A 23,221-nucleotide genomic window follows, 5' to 3' on the forward strand; every position below is an offset into this window, starting at 1 on the left:
GGATATATTACTAATTAAATATTTAAGGTTTTTGTAATTCTCCTGAGAAACCTAAACTCACATCTTTTCCTGCAAGTCCGTCTGCTGCACCTTTATAAGCATGTTTGCGAACATAGTTTGCATCCCAAAGATTTGGAGATTCGTTTGGAAGCCAGTATTCATGCTCTTTAGAATTATCAGATACTCCCCAAATTGTGATTCCGTATTGTTGAGGTGCAGGAATGTATTTTTTGTACATATCAATAACATACTGATACATTTCTGCTTGAGAAGCTTGCTGTTCCACTGTTGGCGTCGCCGTTCCTAATCTGATGTCCAATTCAGAAATTTTAATCAATTTTCCTGTCGCTGCCAATTTTTGAAACATCTGAGCAATTTTATCTTTATCAGTTGTTAGACCAATGTGCATCTGCGTTCCGATTCCGTCAATTCTAGCACCTTTACCTTCTATATATTTCACATATTCGATCAATCCATCACATTTATCTAATCTCGATTCTAAATTATAATCATTAATGAAAAGCTTATCTGTTTCATTTCCGTACTGGCGCGCTAGTTTAAAAGCAGTTACAGCATAATCTTTTCCTAGATATTTTACCCATGAGAAATAGTCTGTAGCAGTATCTCCTTCTGTTCCGTTTCTTAAAGTTCCATCTTCTTTCATTGGTTCATTGACAACATCCCAAGAGAAAACACTTGTTTTGTAGTGCGTCATCATTTTAGAAATCCAATCTGTCATGGCATCGCCAATAATTTTGGTTTTCTCAACTTCTGTTTTTTCAACTGTAATCGGTGCTGTTGGTACATTACCGGCAGATGATGATCCATCAGATACTAGAACATTGTCGATATAATACGTTCCAGCAGCTCCTCCTAAATCAAAACCAAAACCTGTCTCACCGCCTTTTGCTGTGATTTTCCATTCTATCTGTTTCCATGTCGTTGTTGTTGCTTGATCTGCCTGATAACTTGCATTTGATGATGGTGTAGTGGAGCATCTTACAGAACCATTTGCTTCAGAACGAATCATATAAGAAATCGTATAGTTTTTTCCTGCTACCAATGCAGAGGTAAAAGTAGTTTGGATTTGAGTTTTCCATTGGTTTCCAGCATCAGATGTTGCATTTACTACTTTCATTGATCCGCTTCCTTCATAAACATTTGAAGCTCCTGTTCCTGCACTTAGAGCATCTGCTGCTCCATTGGCTTTATTCCATCCAGTAATACCAGAATTAAAAGTTCCGTTAGCAATTAAATTAACTGGTCCTGTTGTGGCATCTAGATCTACAACTGCTAAAGTATTTACATCTATCAAGTAGGCAACATTTGGAAGATAGCCTAAATCTAAATTAAACTGAAAAGTGGTGCTTCCTGCTTTAAAATCGCCAGGCGCTACTTTTATTTTAACTTGCTGCCAAGAAGACGTAGTTGCAAAAGCTTCTGTCCAAGTTCCTCCTGTTGCAAACCAATCTTTATATGGCCACTGATTGGTCAAAGAGGTATTAAATGAAACACGTCCTTTACCAGCAACATCTGATTTTACATAGAACGATATTTCATAATTATGACCGCTCACAATTGGAATATTTGGCGATGTTAATTGCAAATGATGTGCAGCAGAAGATGTTGCACTTGCTTCCATTTTAATGGCTTGCGTGTTGGTTGCCAAACCTGAATTGGCTACAATCGAGATTCCTTTTCCTGGATTATTTCTCAGCCAATTTGTAAATGTTCCGCTTTTTAAACCTGCTACATCAAGAATATTAGTTCCGCTTGAACCTGGAATTACTGTTGGGGCAATAATACCGTTTAAATAACTGGCATTTTGATTGGAATGCCAAATTAAAGTGTGTCCAAAAACTTTTAATCCTGCGCTCTTTGTTGCCGCGATAAAGGCATCAACATTAGTAAAATTAATTTCTCCTTTAGAGTTTACCATTGCACCGTGCTTCATTTCGTAACCTGGCGTTACCTCATCAAAATTTTCGTTTACGATTTTTCTATAAGCAGGATCACTCATATACAAACTGATTCCGATTCCGTTTCCTAAAGGAAAATCTGAATAGTTTTTTAATGGTTCGTAACGGCCTATTTTTTCTACTAAAGCCAACGGAAGCTCAGCTCCTGTTACTTCTCCATGCTCTGGGTCTTTTCCCCACTCCATCAAGTTGTCATCGCAAGATGCGAATAACAACAATGATGAAGCAATTACAGGTAATATTTTTATATATTTCATTTTGGTCATTTTTTAGTTAGGGAAATCATTATAAACTGGTGTATCTAATGGTACAATTCTCCAATTATCAGTGTACACTTTTACAGAAGTTGCTTTTGATGCAAATTCTTCTTCGCTTGTGTTTCCTAGTACATCTTTCATTTTTACATCCAAATTTTCGAACCAAATACCAAAGTTCTGATACGTTGCAGCTTCGCGATAAGCTAAAACGGTTTCAAATGTTGCAGCTTCTTTAGACCATTGATAAAATTTGTTTAAAGGAATAGTAACAGTTACCCATCCTGAAGTTTGGAAAGCGACAGATTTTCCATCGACTAACCAAGGAATATAATTATAAACTCCTCCGGACCATGCTCCTGCGTTGAAATTATTAATTGTACATATTTTTAAATAGCCCGAATCTTTCCATGCATCTGGTACATAAATATCAAATTGAAATGCGACTTTATCCAACGGTGTGGTTGCTGGAATAAAAGGGGTAAATTGAGCTCTCCAGTTATCAACACCTGTTCCTCCTGTCCAAACTTCTGTCGCTCTTCCTGTAGCGGCTGCTATCGAAGTAAGACGAGATGGACGATGCGGTACATACTTACCATGAGAGAGATTTCCGGCACCAATTGAAGCCGATTCCAAATCGGTTCCTAGAATCATACCTGTGGCTGGCGGTGTTCCCCAGAAACTGTGCTGTCCTCTTCCGTCAAAATCTAAAATAATAGCTCTTTTACAGTTAAAATATGCTGGAGAATATACGCCTCCATTTGATCCTTGAACGTATAATGAGCCTCCATTATCCGACACGCCACTTGGAACTACAACTGTAAATGATTCTCCATCTTCATCTGAAACAATTCCTGATGTAACCTCAACATTGCCCGGGAAAACTACTTTGGTTACTTCTGTTAAACCACTTCCATAAACTGTAATTGTTTCTCCTGCATTAGGCATTGTATTCGAAATTCGCGTAATTTCTGGTTTCCCAGCTCTAATTTCAAAAGGAAAAGTGAATTCGTTATTGTCATTTACAAATCTAATTGTATTTCTTACTGATGGATCTGCTTCTAAAATTGGCGTATCTCCAGAAACGCTTACCAGCATTGAATTATTAGAAACAAAAACCACATTAAAATAGGTTGAATATCCGTTAATGTAAACTTTCTTTAGTCCTTCAAAACCTGAACCTTCTATGCGTAATAGCTGTCCTAAACGGGCAAAAGTTACTTCTCTATCTGGCACTGTTGAATTTACATCTTCTAAAAACACTTTTGTAATTGTAATTGCGCCTCCTTCTGAATCGTTGTTGTCGCAAGAAGTAAATAGCATACCGAAAACCATCATGCTTAACAATGCAATAGGCGCCCAATACTTTTTAGTTAAAATATATTTCATATTTATGTCTTTTAGTTTTTTATTTCTGAAACTAGAATAAGTCTTTTATTTTCTCTTCTGTAAACTGATACGGAACAGGATTTTCTCTCAATAACGGATTCTGAACTAATTCAGATTCTGGATAAGGAAGCGTGAAAATGGTTGCATCAATTACTCCAATTGCTCTCGGACTTGTCGCTTTTGAAGCATCAACCGTAACTGTATTTGTCGCTGTGTCGTACAAAATTGGAGTGATTGTTCCTCTATTTTGTGCTGTTATATAGTTAATTACTTCTTGCTGTTTGTAGTAAGCTCTACGAACTAAATCATACCAGTATTGTCCTTCCATACATAACTCTACTCTTCTTTCGTGTGCAAGATCTGCATAAGTCAAAGTTGTTTTTGGATCTAAACCTGCACGGGTGCGAAGTCTATTTACCACTGAGATAGCTGTTGCATCTGCCGTTGAGGCATTGTTTCCTAAAGCTGCTTCTGCGTAATTTAAATAAACTTCTCCCAGACGCAACATATAGGTATTCAAAACAGAATTCATACGAGTAATTTTAGAATTGTCTTTTGTAGAACCTACAACTCCTTTTTTAACCGTAAGGAAATCAGCTCCATGATCTACAGTATAACCTCCATTTGCTTTATTAATTTCAGCATAATGATCATTATCTCCCATCCAAGTTGCTTTACGGCGAAGATCTTTTGATTCATATTCTTGTAAAACATTATAAGAAGCTCTTGTCCAATATCCCCAAGCAGCATCATCTCCCGTAATATCAGAACCTAATGCAAAGTAAGCCTGTTGTGTATTGTTTACTCCAAAATCTCCGTTTGGAACCCATTGCAATGCAAACATCGATTCGGTATTGTTGTTATTATCAATCATGAATAAATCTTCATAATTTGTCATTAAGCTGTAAGACCCTGAACTCATTACTTTTTCTGCCGCTTTTTTAGCCAAATCAAGATATTCTTGATTGCGAGTTCCGCTATTTGGATTGTCGCCAACTCCTGAAAAAGACAAATAAACGCGAGAAAGCATTCCGAATGCGCTATACCTCGTTAAACGTCCAGCCTGACCAGCAGTTTCTGGAAGATATTTAGCGGCAAACTCTAAATCACGTATAGAAAATTCATAAACATCTTTCATTGGGTTTTTATTCACAACTGGATTTTTTACCAATTCTCTCGGATCTGTAGAAATAATCACATCTCCCCACAATGAAGCTAAATACCAATAAGCAGTTCCTCTCATGAAACGAGCTTCGGCAATGTATTTGTTTTTAACGGCATCGCTTAACGGACTTTCTGAAATTCCGATAATTACATTATTAGACTGCTGCACTACATTATACAATGATGCCCAAGCCGAAACTAGAGGTCCTGTTAATCCAGTTTCTGTTAAATCTGTAAAAGGATAAATATAATCTGAGAAAGGCGCATACATGTTTGCGGCACGTCCGTCTCCTAATCCATAATAAAATTTATCATTAAAATCAAACCATACTTTGTTGTATAATGGTCCCGTTGCAGCCTGAAAATCAGACTCTGATTTATAAAAATTTTCTTTTGTAATGACATCGTTTGGCTCAACGTCTAAAATATCGCTGCAACTCGTCCAAACAAATGGCAATGCAATAATTAAAGCCGTGTAAAATATTTTCTTTGTTTTCATTGTGCGCTTTTTAGAAATTAACTGTTAATCCAAGTGTAGTGATTGTTGGCGAAGGATAACGTCCGTTATCGATACCATTTAAAAGCTGGTTTTGGTTTATCGCTCCAACTTCTGGATCGTACCCTTTATACTTCGTAAAGGTTAAAACATTCTGCATGTTTGACGTCACTTTTACATTTGAAATTCCGTACTTAGAGTATAAGTCTTTAGGAAGATTATACGATAATGAAATGTTTCTAAGTCTTATGTAAGAACCATCCTCAACAAATCTGTTGCTCAAGCGATAGTTTGAAGCCGAAGCCGCTGATGAAGCCGCGATTCTAGGCATATAAGGATCTCCGCCTACAATCTGAACGTTACGATAATCGTTTGGTCCATTCGGATCGATTAATTCTAATTGCGCGTATCCTAAAGATGTTTTCAATAAATTGGTGTTCTCGCGAGGGTTTTCTAACCATCTTCTTTGGTAATTTAAAACTTCATTTCCATACGAACCTGTAAATAAAATACTCACATCAAATCCTAAGAAAGAGAAACTATTATTAAAGCCAAATGTAAAATCTGGATTAGGATTACCAATGTACCCTGCATCTTTCTCATTGATTACACCATCTTTATTTACATCTTCAAACATATAGTCTCCAATCCAAACTCCATTTTCACCAATTGCCATTCCTTCTGGCAAAGCTGTTGGTTTTACTGTTCCTGTGGCATCTTTATAATAGAAATCTGTTGCTTTTTCAAAACGCCCGATTACTTTATACCCATAAAATTGTCCTAACGGCTGACCTACAGCAGTACGTGTAACTACTGTTACATCTGAACCTTGCTGTAAAGTCTGATCGTAAACTCCTGATTCTGAATTTAACTTCAAGACTTTAGATCTGTTCATTGAAATATTGAAATTTGATTTCCATACAAAATCTTTTCTCTGCATGTTAATTGTGTTGATTGTAAACTCAAAACCTTTATTTTCAAGCGATCCAATATTAGCAAAAGGCGGTGCCGTAGCTCCCTGACCCGTTGTTCCTACATAAGCTGGAAGTGATAATCTTAATAATAAATCGTCTGTTTTCTTGTAGTAAGCATCTGCTGTAATTTCAATTCTATTATCAAGAAGTCCAATATCTAAACCAATATTAGTCTGGTTTGATTTTTCCCATTTTAAATCTGGATTTGCTGTATTGGTTGCAATTTGTCCGCTTCCCCAATTGGTTGCTGAAGTACCGTAAATAGACGTATACGCATTATTTGGTACACTTGAGTTACCTGTAACTCCCCATCCTGCACGTAGCTTTAGATTACTAACAGTTTGATTTTCTTTTAAAAATGATTCGTTTGAAACTTTCCAAGCTAAAGAGGCAGATGGAAACCAATCCCATTTGTTGCCTTCTGCAAATTGAGAAGATCCATCTCTTCTAATTGTTCCTGTTAAAATATACCTATCATCAAATGTATAATTTGCTCTTGCAAAATAAGAACTAAGCGATTTTGTAGAACTTGCATTTGAGTTTCTTGCTGTAGTAGGATCACCTGCATTTAAATCTGTTGCTCCGTTTGTTAAATAACCTGAACGGTATCCATAAAGATTTTCCCAGTTTTGCTCTTGAAGCTCTTGAGCCAACATAGCGTTAACATTATGTTTTCCGAACATTTTATTATAAGTTAGAGTATTAAGCCAAATCCAGTTTTCGCTGGTTGATTTTGTTCTTGATCCTTCTCTTACCTCATTTGATAATGCTCCAAAAGTATAAGACGGATTAAAAGTATAGCGGTTTCCAAAACCATAATCAATAGAATAGGTTGTTTTAAATTTTAAATCTTTTGTAAAACCAATTTCTGCATAAACATTCCCTCTAATTCCGTAGTCTTTTCCGTGATTATCTTTAAGCATCGCAATTCCCAGCGGATTAGTCTGAACGAATTCTGTTGTATCTGGTCCGTCAAAAGTACCGTCAGCATTTCTAGCTGCTACGTTTGGAGTCTGTTTTAAAGCGGTTAAGATTACCGAATCATCATTTACCGTAGTTACTTGATTGTTTTTGTATGCATTTAAGTTTACTCCAACTTTCATCCATTTTTTTACTTGAGAATCAACTACAGCGCGAATCGTCATACGATCGAAAGAAGATCCTATGATAGTTCCTTCTTGATCAAAATAAGACATTCCTAAGGCATACGTAGTAGTATCAGATCCGCCAGAAGCAGATAAATTATAACTTTGAATTAAACCTGTTTGAAATAATTCATCTTGCCAATTGGTTCCTTCTCCCAATAAATCAGGACGAATAAAATAAGGATCTCTTTGAACGATTCCTAAATCTGCACGCGTGTTTTTTAGCGTCCCATATTCTCTCAAATTTAGCACTTGCAATTCTTTAGGCATTTGCTGCCATCCTACATAACTATCAAAATTTAAAGTCAAATCTCCTTTTCTACCTGTTTTAGTTGTAACTATAATTACCCCATTTGCAGCTCTAGATCCATAAATCGCAGTTGCTGAAGCATCTTTTAAAATATCGACAGAAGCAATATCATTAGGGTTAATTCCCGAAAGCGGATTTGCATTTAATGAACCTGAATTACCATCTATAATAACACCATCAATTACATAAATCGGCTCATTAGAACCTGTAATCGAGCTTATACCACGAATACGTACCGAAGAGCTTCCTCCAGGCGTACCACTATTCTGCTGAATTTGTACTCCCGCTGCTCTACCTTGTAAAACCTGATCTATAGTTGTAGAGACAGATTGGGTTACTGCGCTACTAGAAATAGAAGAAATCGCTCCTGTTAAATCTGCTCTTTTTGCTGTTCCGTATCCAATAACAACCACCTCTTTTAAGTCATTTAAATTCTCTTCTAGTACAGCATCAATTTTAGTTTTATTATTTACTGCCACTTCATACGGTTTATATCCAATAAAGCTAAAAACCAAAGTACTATTAGTAGGAATGGCTTGAAGCGTATAAGTTCCGTCAAAATTAGATACAGTACTTGTTTTGGTTCCTTTTACAATGATATTGACACCTGGTATTGGTCCGGTACCATCAGATACAGTACCTGTAACAGTAATTTGTGCATTTACTGCAGCAGAAAATACCAGCATCAGGATTAAGAGTCCCCAATTCTTAAAGTATTTAGATCTGCCTTTAGTAATTAAAAAGTTAGTCATAAATAATTGGTTTAATGAGTTAATAGTTGGTTTAGTTAGTTTTCGTTTTTGAGTGACTTCGTTATCCATTTTTATTTTAACATTTCGAACAAATAACGACTTATAGTCAAAACAAATATATGCAAAAAACAACAACACACAATCGGTTGCGTTAATTTTATTTCTCAATTTCAAAAAAATACCTCTTAAAAAAAGAATTATTTGCATTTATATTTGTAAAATTTTAAAAAATCATCAAAAACAATGTTTAATACAACGAAAACGTTAGAGATAATAAATCGTTTACTTAAAAATCTTAAAAAAAATATAAAATGTTAAAAAATGAGATTTTTTGAAAATGCACTAAAACGTTGTAGTAAGTGTATAAAAATTCTTCTTAAATTATTTTTTTTCTCATCCCTTATGTAATGAGACTTCGAAGTCCTTAAAAACTGTAAACCAACACACTAACCTACAAAGAATATATTTCTTACAAAATCTAAAACAGAAACAATCGGTTGCTTATATTTTACAAAAAAACTCCCTTCCAACTAACTGGAAGAGAGTTTTAAAACTATAAAAATGGAAATAAAAATACTAGAGATTCATCTTTTTGGCATCTTCTACGAACTGTTTCAGACCAATATCCGTTAACGGATGTTTCAATAATCCTTTTATCGCAGAAAGTGGTCCTGTCATTACATCTGATCCTACTTTGGCACAATTAACAATATGCATAGTATGTCTTACAGAAGCCGAAAGGATTTGGGTCTGATAATTATAGTTATCGTAGATTTCTCTGATTTCAGCAATTAAATGCATTCCGTCTGTCGAAACATCATCTAATCTCCCTAAAAATGGAGAAACATAAGTGGCTCCTGCTTTAGCGGCAAGCAAAGCCTGACCCGCCGAAAATACCAGAGTTACATTGGTGCGAATTCCTTTTGAAGAAAAATATTTGCAGGCTTTTATACCATCGCCAATCATAGGCAATTTCACTACGATCTGAGGATGTAAAGCAGCCAATTCCTCGCCTTCTCTTATCATTCCTTCGAAGTCGGTTGAGATTACCTCAGCCGAAACATCTCCATCTACAATATTGCAAATATCAAGATAATGTTTCAGGATATTTTCTTTTCCTGTAATGCCTTCTTTTGCCATTAAAGACGGATTGGTGGTTACGCCGTCTAAAACGCCTAAAGCCTGCGCCTCTTCGATGTCTTGAAGATTGGCAGTGTCAATAAAAAATTTCATAAGTTTTTTGGTTTGTGGTTATGTTCCGTTAGTTTTTGTCATTCCGAGGAACGAGGAATCACACTAGTAATTCCGCATGCAAAATCGCCAATCTTTGTCGAGTTTCTTGCGAAGATTTCTCCTTCGTCGAAATGACAAGATTGAGTAAAAAAAACTTTGACAAAGTTCTCAGCTTGTTCTAGTGAGTGAAAAATGTGCATTTCGATTGATTTTGCTCTTCAAAAAACCTTCAATAAAAAATACTCACTTAATTATTTTATCAAACTGACTTTTTATTTGTTTCGATTTTCAAAAAACAGTAACTAAACCTTCAATCTGTTTTTCTTAAATCTCCATTTAAAAAAGCCATAATCTTAATACACATTTTCGAAGTTTTTATCTAAAAGAATAGTTTTAAAGAAAATAACGTTTTATAGCTATCATATTAAAAATTAAAACTCTTTTTAGATTTTCTGTCTCACTAAAAATATTTTTTGTAGAAACCTAACAGGTTTTCAAAACCTGCTAGGTTTGATATAAAAGTCTAAACCAATTAAATATATTGGTTGATGATATTTTCAAACAATTCTTGTTTACCGCTTTGAAGATTTAATTCTCCATTTTCGTGAGCGATAGTATAAAGATCTTTAAGATTTAATTTTCCTTCAGCAAAATCTTTTCCTTTTCCAGAATCGAATGAGCTGTATCTTTCTTTTCTTAATTTCTCATACGGAGAAGAAGTGATAATTTTATCTGCAGTCAATAAAGCTCTTGCAAAAGTATCAGCTCCACCAATGTGCGCTAAGAAAACATCTTCTAAATCTGTAGAATTTCTTCTGATTTTAGCATCAAAGTTAACTCCACCGCCTTGCAATCCGCCAGCTTTTAAGAAAACCAACATTGCTTCAGTAGTTTCTTGAATATTATTTGGGAACTGATCTGTATCCCATCCGTTTTGGTAATCTCCTCTGTTGGCATCGATACTTCCTAACATTCCCGCTTTTGCAGCCACTTCTAATTCGTGTTGGAAAGTGTGTTGTGCCAATGTAGCGTGGTTTACCTCGATATTGATTTTGAAATCTTTATCTAAACCATAATTTTTCAAGAATCCGATTGCTGTAGCCGAGTCAAAATCGTATTGGTGTTTAGATGGCTCCATTGGTTTTGGTTCGATAAAGAAAGTTCCTTTAAAACCTTGTGCTCTAGCGTAGTCTCTAGACATTGTTAAGAATTGCGCCATGTGGTCTAATTCTCTTCCCATATCTGTGTTTAGCAAAGACATATAACCTTCTCTACCACCCCAGAAAACGTAGTTTTCTCCGCCTAAAGCGATTGTAGCGTCCAAAGCTAATTTTACTTGTCCTCCAGCTCTTGCTACTACATTAAAATCTGGATTTGTAGCTGCTCCGTTCATGAATCTTGGGTTTGAGAAACAGTTTGAAGTTCCCCAAAGCAATTTAATTCCAGATTCTGCTTTTTTCTGTTTTAAGTAATCTGTAATAAAAGCCAAACGTTTTTCTGATTCTGCGAAAGTTGCTCCTTCAGCAATCAAATCGTAATCGTGGAAACAGAAATAATCGAATCCCATTTTGCTGATGAATTCAAAAGCAGCGTCTGCTTTATCTTTTGCCGCTTGATATGGATCTGATGAAGCATCCCAAGCAAATTGCTGCGTTCCTGGCCCGAATGGATCGCTACCTTGTCCGCAGAAAGTATGCCAGTAAGCGATAGCAAATTTAAAGTGCTCGCGCATTGTTTTTCCAGCTACAACTTGATCTGGATTGTAATATTTAAAAGCCAACGGATTATCAGATTCTTTTCCTTCAAATTTAATTTGGCCGATACCTTTGTAGTATTCTTTATCTCCTAAAACTATCATTTGATTTTTTTATTTAGTTGTTAATATTAATTCTAATTCTTGTTTCCATTTTTTATAAGCCGTTTCGTATTCCTCTTTATTTTTTAGAGGCAAAAAGGTCATTACGTGATCGTTTGTTGTAATTCCTGAACCAAATTTTTCAAAGTCACCATCTGTCAAGCCAACTGCTCTTGCCGCGCCTACTGCTCCAGTTGTATTGTAAATTTCTATTTCATGTCCGATTAATGTAGCCACTGTATTAGAGAAAATTTCGGAACGGAATAAATTATCATTTCCGGCTCTAATTACATTAATAGTTGCATTATCGTCTTTCAGACATTCCATTCCGTACACAAAAGAAAATGCAATTGCTTCCAAAGAGGCTCTAAATAAATGTGCGTTGGTATGAATATTAAAATTCAGGTTTAAAATATGAGATCCAATGTTTTTATTATTGAACATTCTTTCAGCGCCATTTCCAAACGGAATGACAACCAATCCTTGCGAACCTACATTTATCTGAGATGCTTTTTCATTCATTTCTTCGTAGGATTCATTTCCGATATTGTTTCGCATCCATCGGTATTGGATTCCTGCTCCGTTTATATTCAGCAATTTTCCAACTCTCGGATTTGATTCTGTATAATTTACATGAACAAAGTTGTTTACACGAGTACTTTTTCCTGAATTTGTTTCTGTAACAGCATAGAAAACGCCTGACGTACCGCCTGTTGCCGCAACTTCTCCCGAACGAAGCACGTTTAATGACAAAGCATTATTTGGCTGATCTCCTGCTCTATACACAATCGGAATTCCTGCTGGAAGACCTGATTCTGCAGCAGCTTTTTCTGTAACTACACCTTGATTTGTAAAATTCTCTACAATTTTTGGCGTCAATGCTGTATCAATTCCGTAATATTCCAAAAGCCAATCAGCTACTTTATTTTCTTTATAATCCCAAAGCATTCCTTCAGACAAACCGTTTTTAGTAGTCGTTACTTCGCCTGTTAATTTCAAAGCGATGTAATCTCCCGGAAGCATGTATTTTGAGATTTTATTGTAAACAGCTGGTTCGTTTTCTTTAACCCATTTCAGTTTCGAAGCGGTAAAATTTCCTGGAGAATTCAATAAATGCGACATGCATTTTTCTTCTCCAATTTCGGCGAAAGCGGTATTTCCAATTTCAACCGCACGGCTGTCACACCAGATAATTGAATTTCTAAGTGCATTTCCTTCTGCATCGACAATCACCAATCCGTGCATTTGGTACGAAATGCCAATTCCTTGAATTTTCGATGCATCAATATTAGCTTCTTTAATCGCTCTTTTAGTCGCCGTACAAATGTACTGCCACCACATTTCGGGATCTTGCTCTGCCCAGTCTGGGTGAATCGAAAGGATTTCCATTTCGTTCTGCGGTTCATTCAAAACGATTACTTTTTTGCCCGTTTCTGCTTCTACCAAGGCCGCCTTGACAGAAGAACTTCCAATATCATATCCGATATAATACATACTACAATGATTCTCTTATTATTAATTTTGTCGGCACATAACACTGCGTTTCTTCGTCGTGCGTAATAAATGCCGCTGCTTTGGTTCCTAGTTCTTTAAAATCAGTTGAAACAACCGAAATTCCTTTATATATAAACTTTTTCATTGGGGTTTCGTTGTACGATAAAAATCCAACATCTTTCCCTGGCTCATAATCTTTCTCTTTGCACTGTTCTAAAAAGTGCCCTAAAATTCGGTCACTTACACTGATATAAGCAATTCCTTTCTCGATATTGAATTTTTTCGGATCTATAATCACTTCATATTCAAAACCAAAATCGGCACAGAATTTCTTAAAATATTCTACCGTCTCCCACGGATGATTCGTAAAATCTGGATAAACAAACTGTATCTTTTTATACTTTTTAAACAAATCAGCTGCTTCTGTCAATGACTCGTAAAACGCTTTTCCAAAATCTTGAAAAACATAATTATTCGTTTTTTTCGTCTGAATATTCCAGTCAATCAAAAGCAATTTATCACTCGAAATTGCCGACAACGCCGGAGCAATATCTTTGTGATCAAAATTCATTACTACATATTTATAATACTTCCCAATTCCGTTATTAATAATCGTTTTAAAAACATCAATATTATAATGATGAAACTGCACATCTGTAATCACATTATCTGGCAGATTATTCACAAACGAATGATATAAAACCTCTTTATACGCCTTAAACGTATCTAACACCAAAAGCACTTTTCTCGTTTCACCAGCCACATAATAGCCTTTATTGGGTACAGAATCGATTGTATTCTGGTCTTTTAAAATCGTATAAGCCTTAAAAACCGTGTCTCTCGAAAGCTGATATGTTTTGCAAATCACATTTACCGACGGAAGCAAATCTCCCTTCTGCAAAATGTTCTCCGCAATAGCATTCGTAATTCCGTCAACCAACTGCTGATACTTCGGAATATCACTATCGTGATTAATTATAAACTCAAATTTTTCTTCTTCTTTTAGCATACCGTTCTGTTCCGTTCTGTTATGCTAAAGTAGCTAAAAAACTTTTATAAAAAATTATTTTTTACCTGAATTATGTTATTTTTTTTAGCTCTGGAAGAGCGTAATATTTACAGCAAATTGAATACCCACAGATTAAAAGCTCCAGCGGAGCAACACATTTGTCATAAATAATATATCGCCTCGTTGGGGCTTTTGCAAATCTGCGAAATAAATCTTCTATAAATATTTCGTCCCTCTGGGACTTTTCCTTGCAAACTTTTAATGCGCTTCGTTATTTCCTCTGCAATCACACCAATAAAAAGAAGCGTAATGAGAACACACAACCGATTGTAATTTTTGTGAAATTTTTTTAGACAAAAAAACTTAATCAATTAATCTTCTTATACCATAAGGATCAATCGTAATAATCGAACCGTCTTCTAAATAATCGATTTTGGTTACTTTCATGCTTCGCAAATGCGTTACCCCTTTTGACAAACTCGAATCATGGTAAAACAAATACCATTCACCTTCCACTTCGCAAATCGAATGATGCGATGTCCAGCCTACCACAGGATTCAGAATTCTTCCCTGATAAGTAAATGGCCCATAAGGATTGTCGCCAATGGCATAACAGATAAAATGCGTATCGCCTGTTGAATATGAGAAATAATATTTTCCGTTGTATTTATGAACCCAAGAAGCTTCAAAAAAACGACGAGCATTATCGCCAGCAAGAATCTCATTTCCGTTTTCATCCAATATTTTAATCTCTTTCGGATCTTCGGCAAATTCCAACATATCGTCTCTTAACAAAGCTACAATTGGCCCTAAAGCTTTTTCTTCTGCCAAAGGTTCTTCGTTATTTTGATCATACTGATTATTACGGTATTTCTGAAGCTGTCCGCCCCAAATTCCTCCAAAATAAATATAATGCTTGCCATCTTCATCTTCAAAAACGGCTGGATCAATACTGTAACTTCCTTTTATGGCATCTTTTTCAGGAACAAAAGGTCCTACTGGAGAATCTGAAATGGCAACACCAATCTGGAAAATTCCGTTAGCACGTTTGGCAGGAAAATACAAATAATACTTTCCGTTTTTATGAGCAGCATCGGGCGCCCACATTTGTTTTTCGGCCCAAGCCACATCATCTACGTGTAATGCAACGCCATTATCAACTACTTCTGATGAAATATCTTCCATAGAAAAAACATGATAATCTTCCATTCCGAAATGATCTCCATTATCATTAAACGGAATTCCGGCATCAATATCATGAGAGGGGTAAATGTAAATTTTTCCGTTGAATACATGCGCCGAAGGATCGGCTGTGTACATATGGGATACTAAAGGCTTTGAAATCGCCAGGTCATTAATTTCCTCAAAATTAATGTGTTCAATGCTATCTTCAGGCATACTACTATTTTGTTTAAATAATTAAGTTCTTCTTTGTTTAAGTTCTGTTTCGATCTGCACTTCCATTTCTTTATTGATTTTATAGAAAAACAGCAATCCAGCTCCAATTAAAAAAGGGATTGCAGGGAAAATACTCACTAGTAATTTGATTCCGTTTATGGCTGTTTGGGACTGTTCTGACGCATTTGGAACGTAATGGAAATAACCTAAAAACAAAGTGGTCAACGCACCTCCAACACTTAATCCTGTTTTTAGTCCAACCATCATTGCCGAAAATATAATCGCTGTTGCACGACGGTTATTCAACCATTCTGAATAATCGGCAACATCGGCAATCATTGCCCAAAGAATCGGGATTGTGATTCCGTAGAAAAATCCATGCAGAATCTGAGAGAAAAATATCAATCCAATTGACGTTGGCGGATAGAAATAAAAAGCGATAATAAATAAGGTCGATATGAATAAAAACACTCCAAAAACATTTCTTTTTCCGTATTTGTCTGCCAGATTTTTAGAAAGTGTGATCCCAACAATCATAAAAATAATGCCGCCTGCATTGAATAAACCAAAACCTGCTGAAACAGGATCATTTCCAAAATGATTCAATCCGATATTGGATAAAGTATCTAGAATTGGCTGAATAAAAATTGCCAATTGTTCTTTATCAACGTAATTTTCAAAATAATACACATACGAACCGCCTTTCATTGCTAAAGTCACAAAAACCAAAGTCGTAAGTGAAAGCATAATTACCCAAGGTCTGTTTTTGATTAAATCGCTCAGATCTTCTTTTACACTTGACTTTTGTTCCGGTTTCGGAATGATTCTTTCTTTTGTAGTTAAAAAGGTAATTAAAAGCATGATTGTACCAATAATCGCCAACGCAGTCATTACTTTCTCAATTCCGATAGCTTTATCTCCGTTTCCGGCACTTTTGATGATGCCAAGCATAAAAACCTGAACAAAAAACTGGGCAAACATAACCGCCACAAAACGATAAGACGACATACTGTTTCGTTCTTTCATATCGCCTGTAATAACACCGCTTAAAGCAGAATATGGCAGATTATTTCCCGCATAAAAAAGAAGCAATAAAGTATAGGTAATAACAGCATAAATTACTTTTCCTTTATAAGAGAAATCAGGAGTTGAAAATGCCAATAGCGCCACCACTCCAAGCGGAATTGCAGTCAACAAAATCCAAGGTCTGAATTTTCCCCATTTGGTACTGGTTCGGTCTGCCAAAACCCCGATGATCGGATTAAAAATAAAAGCTGCGATTAAGCCAACAATCAGCATGATAATCGAAGAATCGGTTGGAGACAAGCCGTAAATATCGGTGTAGAAATACGCCAGATAAGTCATCAAAGTTTGAAAAACGAGATTAGCAGCAAGATCTCCTAAGCTGTATCCAATTTTTTCTTTGATGGATAGTTTTTGTGAAATGTTAGTCATTCGTGGGTTTGTGGTCATTTTTTTTAGTTAGTTTTATTCCTGCAAGGTTTTTCACACCTTGTAGGTTTCAATTGTTTTTTACAGCTCTAAAATCAGACCTACAAGGTTTTGGAAACCTTGCAGGAAAGCGGATCATAATTAAAACAATCGGTTGTGTAAAATTAGACAAAAAAACATATTATGCAAATTTAGTTTACTTTATTTAAGTTATTTTTCAAACCACAACCGATTGCTAATTGTTTTATCAAAACTTAGCCTTTTTAAGTGTTTATTCTATGGTTTCTTTCAACTTTAAGATACTGTCATAAGCTGGCTTATGCTTTAAAGCGGCATCAAATGGCAATGGATAATTTGTCCTTCCTTTTATTGGCCAATCGTTGAGCCAAGATTGTCCATCATGAACGCCCCAAAAAGTGACACGGCTGATTTTGTCTTTATGCTTTAAAAATAGTTTAAAAATCGATTCGTAACGCTCTGCGAGTTTGTTTTGGATAGAATCTGGCAATTTTTCTGGGTATGGATTCATTTTCGGATTTCCTTCAAACTTCTGATTTACATCTGCCCCTTTTAAATCCCACGGATTTGGTAAAACCGTAATATCCAATTCTGTAAAAGCAACTTTGATTCCTAAAGCTGAATATTCCAAAATGCTTTTTTCAATTTCTTCTAATGACGGACTATTTAATCTCCAGTGCCCTTGAATTCCCACTCCATCAACCTTTCCTCCTTCTGCTTTTATTTTTTTGATTAAAGCAATCGCTCCTGCTCTTTTTGCCGGTTCTTCGATATTATAATCATTATAGTATAAATCCACTTTTGGATCGGCTTTTTCTGCAAGTTTGAAAGCGTCAACCAGATATTTTTCGCCTAATGTTTTCAAGAAAACAGATTGTCTTAAAGTTCCATCCTCATTCAAAGCTTCATTTACAACGTCCCAAGAATTAATTCTGCCTTTATATTTGGAAACTATGGTCGTAATATGATCTTTCATAAACGCTTTCATTTCTGTACTGTCGGCAATTTTTTCCATCCATGGCGCTAACTGGCTGTGCCAAATCAAAGTATGTCCGTGAATAAACATTTTATTCTTTTCCCCATACTCTACAAATTTATCCGATAAAGCAAAATCGTATTTGTCTTTTTGCGGATGTATATGCATGGATTTCATAATATTCTCAGCCGTAATTGCATTAAATTCTTTTCGAATCAACGAATCTTCTTTGGCATTTTTGACTTCAATTTGATCAGCGCTTAACGCGGTTCCGATATAGAAATCGTCTTTGTAAGCATCTTTTAATGAGGCAGTTTCTTTTTGCGATGTACAGCTGACAGCCAGCAAAGTTGTGACGGCAACTAAATAAGGTTTAATACATTTCATATCTTTTGGTTTAAATAGTTAATAGTTTTTTAATCCCTCAACGGAGACCTGACAGGTTTTTAAAACCTGTCAGGTCTAAATCCGTGATAATCATTCCTTCCTAAAACTCTCTGGCGGTCCCAAATACGACTCCAAAACTTTTCCTTCTTCGGTTTCAATTACAATTTTTTGAAGTACCAAAGTTGGATCAATCGCATAAATTTTCAAAACATGATTTCCTCCTTTTTCAATTTCATGTGTTGAGGTAATGATTTTAATATTATTGGCAACAGATTCTGCCCAAGCTTTTTCTGAAGAATCTGCGTTGAGGTTCATGATTTGCGGTTTTTCATCATCAAGGCCTATTCCGTACTTAAGTCCGTTACTCTTTTTAAAATTAATTGTTGGCGAAAAGTAAGCGTTTACCTTTATTTTTCCTTTATTGAAAAAATAAACATTATATTCTAATCTTGGCGATTGTTCCGAGATTTCAATTGGCTGAATATTCGAAGGTTTTATGGTTATTCCAGAATCTGTTTTACCAAGATTTGGAATTATAGTCCATTTTACTGCATTCGAATTTATTGCTTTTGAATAGTTTTTACTTTCTATTGAAATGTAACCGTCGCTCTCAATAAAACCTTGAACATGATCTAAATCTCTAATTTTATTACTTGGTGTTTCAGCTTTTGAAAAATCCTTAGCAGAAATTCCCGCTTTAGTTTTACTTGAAACTTCAATTGTTTTTGGAATAACATTTTTCTCTGGCTGCTGCCAATTATCATACCCAATATGCGTTTGCGACATCATATGATTCCATTTGCCATTTGCCAATTGCTTATGATAAAAATTTGTGAGCTCAGCATCTTTTTCAAATAACTCTTTTACTTTTTCAGCATACACATTTGCAACAGGATTTCCTTGTTCTGCATACAAATGATTTTTAGCCTGTGCCACATACATTTCATTTAAATTAGCACTTGCCAAAACCGGAAACAAAATCAGTTGGTAAAAAGCATCTTTGTATTCTGGCTTCAATTTTTCATTTATCAAATTAGCTTTTTCAACCAATTTTTGGTAATCTGCAACAACTTTATCTGCTTCGTTATAATTGGTTACGCTGTACGTTTTAGCATCCAGCAATTCTGGTTTTCTTCGTGAATTATATTTGGTGTATAATTTTAAAATTTCAGCAATATCTTCTGTAAACTGATTGCCAAAATTTTCTTTTGCCCAATTCAAATAATATTCATTTAAATTCCCGGCATTAAACTTTTCAGGATTCCATGCCATATCCAAGAAAAAGGCAATCGGAAACTCCATTGGCTTGATATCGCCAACATTTACAATCCAGATTTTATCGACACCGTATTGATACGCCAAATCCATTTGCTCCCAAGTTCGCTCAATTTGATTCGTATTAATCCATTTGTAATTTCTTGGCCCACCAACATAATCATAATGATAATAAATACCATAACCGCCATTTCTTGGTTTCGCATCCAGTTCAGGAAGTTTACGAATATTGCCCCAGTTATCATCGCATAATAAAAGTGTCACATCATCTGGAACAGTCATGCCTTTGTCGTAATAATCCTGAACTTCTTTATAAAGCGCCCATATTTGTGGCGTTTCTTCAGCAGGTTTTTTCGTAACTTCTGCAATGATATTTCTTTGCGTTTTTACAATATTTTCCAACAATTCAATCGCAGTTCCTTCGGTCATAGGTTCGTCGCCATCGCCACGCATTCCAATCGTTACGATGGTTTCTTTCTTTCCCATTCGTTTAATTCCGTCCTTCCAAAATTGAATCAAAGCTTCAGAATTGGAATTAAAATCCCATTTCCCATTTGATTTTCCCCATTCGGCATGCGCTCTCGTTAACGGCTCGTGGTGCGAAGTTCCCATTACAACTCCATATTCATCAGCCAAAACAGCATTCTGAGAATCTTCGACATAAAACATTCTGCCCCACATCGCCGGCCATAAATAATTGCCTTTCATTCGCAGAATCAATTCAAAAACTTTATCGTAGAATTTCGAATTGAATCCGCCAAATTTCTCGAATGCCCAGCCAGTTAAAGCAGGCGCTTCATCATTTATAAAAATTCCACGATATTTTACTTTTGGTTCTCCTTGCGAATGAATTCCAGGCAAAACATGCAATTCCGTTTGTTTTTTAACTGGAACATCTGCCCAATAATACCAAGGCGAAATTCCTATTTGGTTGGATAAATCGTAAATTCCGTAAATCGTCCCTCGTTTATCTGAACCTGCAATTACCAACGCTTTTTTGATTCCTTTAAACGGATTTTCGATAATCTGCGTCGTAAATTTTTCCCATTTCCCTTGAAGTTCTTTGGCATCAATTTTTCCTTGTTTTGCTAATTGATCAATAATTTTACTTTTTCCTAAAGTCCCAATGATGACAACAAAATCTTCTACTTCAGAAATCTTTTTAATTCTTTTCGAATGTAAATCGGAAACCTGAAAAATGTCATTTTCTAAATGTCCTGTTACTTTTAAAACTCCAGAATAATCTTTATCATCAACTAAAATCGAAGCCGTTTTTCCTTTACTGACTAAAGGAAAGTTTCCAACAGAAGCCTGATTGACTACATATTTCTCTGGATTTATAGCATACGATTTTGTGCTTAACCCGATTAGGAAAAGTAATAGAATTAGACATGAAGTTTTAATTTTTAAAAACATAGTGTCACAAACTTTTTTATTTAATCTCGCAAAGTGGCAGAGTCGCAAAGCAATTCTTTTTAAGCTTTTTCAAAACAAAACTTTGCGACTCTGCGACTTTGCGAGAAATTCTCAGCACATTAGATATGGAAAACTTTTATTACAAATTCAATTTATGCGCAATTCCCATTTCCAAACCTCGTAACTCCGCCAAACCTTTTAACCTTCCCGTTAATGAATAACCAGGATAAGTTTCTGTTTCTTCATCAACTCGATGAAGAAAACCATGATCTGGACGCATTGGGAGACTTGTTTTGGTTTTATTCATCAACAACAATAATTTCTCAACAATCACTTCCATTTTAACATCGCCGTTTAAATGTTCCGATTCTCTAAAAATGGTTTCGCTTTCGCGGATAGTATTTCTCAAATGCAAAAAATGAATTCTATCTCCAAAATCATCGATAATTTTCTCAAGATTATTTTTAGGATCAGCACTTAAAGAACCTGTACAATAACATAATCCGTTTGCTGTTGACGAAACGGCGCTGAAAATAGCTCTTAAATCAGCTTCTGTTGAAACAATTCTCGAAAGCCCTAAAACCGAAAACGGCGGATCATCCGGATGAATCGCTAACTTTTGCCCATTTTTCTCCGCAATCGGAATTACTTCAGACAAAAAATAAATCAGGTTTTCTCGTAACTTTTGATTATCGATTTCGGCATAATTTTCTAAAAGAGACAAAATCTGTTCTGCCGTAAAATTGATTTTGCTCCCCGGCAATCCCAATAAAACATTCTTAAACAATAATGCTTTTTCCTCTTCAGATAATTGATTTCCAAACTGTAAAGCTTTATCTCTTTCAGCATCTGAATAATCTTTTTCTGAGTTTGACCTTTTTAAAAGAAAAACATCGAAATAAGTAAACGCATCCTGATTGTAAAGTAAAGCTCTGCTTCCGTCTTCGTTAATAAAATTATGATTGGTTCTCACCCAATCCAAAATCGGCATAAAGTTGTAGGTTATGATTCTGATACCGCAATATGCCAGATTCTGCAAACTGATTTTATAATTTTCAATGTATTGCAAATAATTTCCCGAAGCTCGTTTGATTTCTTCATGAACAGGAAGACTTTCAACCACAGTCCACTCCAAACCATAATTGCTAATGATTTCCTGTCTCTCTTTTATTGCTTCAATTGTCCAAACATCGCCAACAGGAATTTGATGTAAAGCAGTTACAATTCCCGTTGCGCCAGCTTGTCGAATGTCAATCAGCTTGACATTGTCGTTTGGACCGAACCATCTCATGGTTTGCTGCATTTTTATCATACTTCTCTTTTTATGCCACGAAGGTGCTAAGTCACAAAGTTTTATTTAAAAAAAACTTAAAAGAAAAATACTTTGCGGCTTCGCGCCTTTGCGAGCTATTTCATCTAGACTTAAAATCCTATACTATTTCCACCATCCACAGGCAACACTGTACCTGTAGTATATTTTGATTCGCTTAAAGCGAAATAATAAACCGCATCTGCAATATCTGCAGGCTCACCTAAATACCCCATTGGCGTTCTTCCCAACACTTTATTTTTTCTTTCTGGATCGTTGTCTAAAGCTGTTGATGACATTTTAGTTTTAATAAATCCTGGAGCAATACAGTTGGCACGAATACCAAACTGAGCCAATTCTGTTGCCATTGCACGTGTCATTGCTTCAATTGCGCCTTTACTTGACGAATAGGCGATTACTTTTGGAATTCCGTATTGCGATGCCATCGAACTAATATTGATAATGCTTCCGCCTCCATTCTCTTTCATGTTTTTTACCACTTCTCTACTTACTGCAAAAACGCTTAAAAGGTTGGTATGAATAATTGAAAGAAAGTCTTCGTCGGTTACATCTGTAAATTCTTTTTTCATATTGATTCCAGCGTTGTTCACCAAAATATCTATTGAATTTTCTTTTGTAATGCTTTCAATCATCTTTGGAATTCCAGCTAGATTATTTAAGTCAAAGATTACTGGAATAGCATTTTCTCCAATTTCCTTGCAGGCATCTTCTGTTTTTTCTTTTGATCTTCCAATGATGTAGGTTTTGATACCGTTATCACATAATTTCTTTGCTGTTGCAAAACCTAAACCCGAATTCCCTCCGGTTACAATTGCTGTTTTCTTGCTCATAATTTTTTTTAAATATATTTTTTTGTGCACCGATGAAAAGGATTCGCTATCTCGAAATCGCTTATTTACAAGGTTTTTTACTCAA

14 protein-coding genes are annotated in these 23,221 nt (G+C 35.5%); all 14 read right to left on the reverse strand.

Annotation, left to right across the window (positions count from 1 at the left end; translation table 11 throughout):
- Positions 1-22: 22 nt before the first annotated feature.
- The 14 genes from RB618_RS19140 to RB618_RS19205 all read right to left on the reverse strand — a co-directional run bounded on the left by RB618_RS19140 (position 23) and on the right by RB618_RS19205 (position 23,136).
- Complete coding sequence (locus RB618_RS19140; protein WP_308070231.1) at positions 23-2,236, reverse strand: endo-1,4-beta-xylanase; 2,214 nt, start codon at positions 2,234-2,236, stop codon at positions 23-25.
- 12 nt (positions 2,237-2,248) lie between these two features.
- Entirely contained in the window at positions 2,249-3,622 is a 1,374-nt protein-coding gene (locus RB618_RS19145; RefSeq protein ID WP_308070232.1) for a glycan-binding surface protein, read from the reverse strand.
- Positions 3,623-3,653: 31 nt separating this feature from the next.
- Positions 3,654-5,285 carry a RagB/SusD family nutrient uptake outer membrane protein gene (locus RB618_RS19150; protein WP_308070233.1) on the reverse strand — a complete coding sequence of 544 codons (1,632 nt, stop codon included), beginning with the start codon at positions 5,283-5,285 and terminating at the stop codon, positions 3,654-3,656.
- A gap of 10 nt (positions 5,286-5,295) precedes the next feature.
- A complete protein-coding gene (locus tag RB618_RS19155) occupies positions 5,296-8,463 on the reverse strand; it encodes a TonB-dependent receptor (RefSeq protein WP_308070234.1) in 3,168 nt (1,055 codons plus the stop codon).
- Between the two features lie 576 nt (positions 8,464-9,039).
- Complete coding sequence (fsa, locus tag RB618_RS19160) at positions 9,040-9,696, reverse strand: fructose-6-phosphate aldolase (protein WP_308070235.1); 657 nt, start codon at positions 9,694-9,696, stop codon at positions 9,040-9,042.
- Between the two features lie 532 nt (positions 9,697-10,228).
- Positions 10,229-11,554, reverse strand: coding sequence for a xylose isomerase (gene xylA, locus RB618_RS19165; protein ID WP_308070236.1), 1,326 nt, complete (start codon positions 11,552-11,554; stop codon positions 10,229-10,231).
- A 9-nt stretch (positions 11,555-11,563) separates the two neighbouring features.
- Positions 11,564-13,045, reverse strand: a complete 1,482-nt coding sequence (locus tag RB618_RS19170; RefSeq protein ID WP_308070237.1) for an FGGY family carbohydrate kinase — start codon at positions 13,043-13,045, stop codon at positions 11,564-11,566.
- 1 nt (position 13,046) lies between these two features.
- Positions 13,047-14,054, reverse strand: a complete 1,008-nt coding sequence (locus RB618_RS19175) for a GntR family transcriptional regulator (RefSeq protein ID WP_308070238.1) — start codon at positions 14,052-14,054, stop codon at positions 13,047-13,049.
- A 363-nt stretch (positions 14,055-14,417) separates the two neighbouring features.
- Positions 14,418-15,452, reverse strand: a complete 1,035-nt coding sequence (locus tag RB618_RS19180; RefSeq protein WP_308070239.1) for a glycoside hydrolase family 43 protein — start codon at positions 15,450-15,452, stop codon at positions 14,418-14,420.
- Between the two features lie 21 nt (positions 15,453-15,473).
- Positions 15,474-16,907, reverse strand: coding sequence for an MFS transporter (locus tag RB618_RS19185; RefSeq protein ID WP_308070249.1), 1,434 nt, complete (start codon positions 16,905-16,907; stop codon positions 15,474-15,476).
- Positions 16,908-17,175: 268 nt separating this feature from the next.
- A complete protein-coding gene (locus tag RB618_RS19190; RefSeq protein WP_308070240.1) occupies positions 17,176-18,285 on the reverse strand; it encodes an endo-1,4-beta-xylanase in 1,110 nt (369 codons plus the stop codon).
- A 90-nt stretch (positions 18,286-18,375) separates the two neighbouring features.
- Entirely contained in the window at positions 18,376-20,976 is a 2,601-nt protein-coding gene (locus tag RB618_RS19195; RefSeq protein WP_308070241.1) for a glycosyl hydrolase 115 family protein, read from the reverse strand.
- Between the two features lie 139 nt (positions 20,977-21,115).
- The gene (gene uxuA / locus RB618_RS19200; RefSeq protein ID WP_308070250.1) at positions 21,116-22,279 is read right to left on the reverse strand and encodes a mannonate dehydratase; all 1,164 of its coding nucleotides are present in this window, start codon (positions 22,277-22,279) and stop codon (positions 21,116-21,118) included.
- Positions 22,280-22,398: 119 nt separating this feature from the next.
- Positions 22,399-23,136: an SDR family oxidoreductase gene (locus RB618_RS19205; protein ID WP_308070242.1), complete on the reverse strand. Its 738-nt coding sequence runs from the start codon at positions 23,134-23,136 to the stop codon at positions 22,399-22,401.
- Between the last annotated feature and the right edge of the window lie 85 nt (positions 23,137-23,221).

Source organism: Flavobacterium sp. LHD-85, from assembly GCF_030929595.1.
GTDB lineage: Bacteria > Bacteroidota > Bacteroidia > Flavobacteriales > Flavobacteriaceae > Flavobacterium.

Coding starts and splice junctions, on each gene's coding strand:
- RB618_RS19150 (WP_308070233.1), bottom strand. CDS start 5,285: ATGAAAACAAAGAAAATATTTTACACGGCTTTAATTATTGCATTGCCA.
- RB618_RS19155 (WP_308070234.1), bottom strand. CDS start 8,463: ATGACTAACTTTTTAATTACTAAAGGCAGATCTAAATACTTTAAGAAT.
- RB618_RS19180 (WP_308070239.1), bottom strand. CDS start 15,452: ATGCCTGAAGATAGCATTGAACACATTAATTTTGAGGAAATTAATGAC.
- RB618_RS19205 (WP_308070242.1), bottom strand. CDS start 23,136: ATGAGCAAGAAAACAGCAATTGTAACCGGAGGGAATTCGGGTTTAGGT.
- RB618_RS19170 (WP_308070237.1), bottom strand. CDS start 13,045: ATGTATTATATCGGATATGATATTGGAAGTTCTTCTGTCAAGGCGGCC.
- RB618_RS19190 (WP_308070240.1), bottom strand. CDS start 18,285: ATGAAATGTATTAAACCTTATTTAGTTGCCGTCACAACTTTGCTGGCT.
- RB618_RS19175 (WP_308070238.1), bottom strand. CDS start 14,054: ATGCTAAAAGAAGAAGAAAAATTTGAGTTTATAATTAATCACGATAGT.
- RB618_RS19185 (WP_308070249.1), bottom strand. CDS start 16,907: ATGACTAACATTTCACAAAAACTATCCATCAAAGAAAAAATTGGATAC.
- RB618_RS19140 (WP_308070231.1), bottom strand. CDS start 2,236: ATGAAATATATAAAAATATTACCTGTAATTGCTTCATCATTGTTGTTA.
- RB618_RS19145 (WP_308070232.1), bottom strand. CDS start 3,622: ATGAAATATATTTTAACTAAAAAGTATTGGGCGCCTATTGCATTGTTA.
- fsa (WP_308070235.1), bottom strand. CDS start 9,696: ATGAAATTTTTTATTGACACTGCCAATCTTCAAGACATCGAAGAGGCG.
- RB618_RS19195 (WP_308070241.1), bottom strand. CDS start 20,976: ATGTTTTTAAAAATTAAAACTTCATGTCTAATTCTATTACTTTTCCTA.
- xylA (WP_308070236.1), bottom strand. CDS start 11,554: ATGATAGTTTTAGGAGATAAAGAATACTACAAAGGTATCGGCCAAATT.
- uxuA (WP_308070250.1), bottom strand. CDS start 22,279: ATGCAGCAAACCATGAGATGGTTCGGTCCAAACGACAATGTCAAGCTG.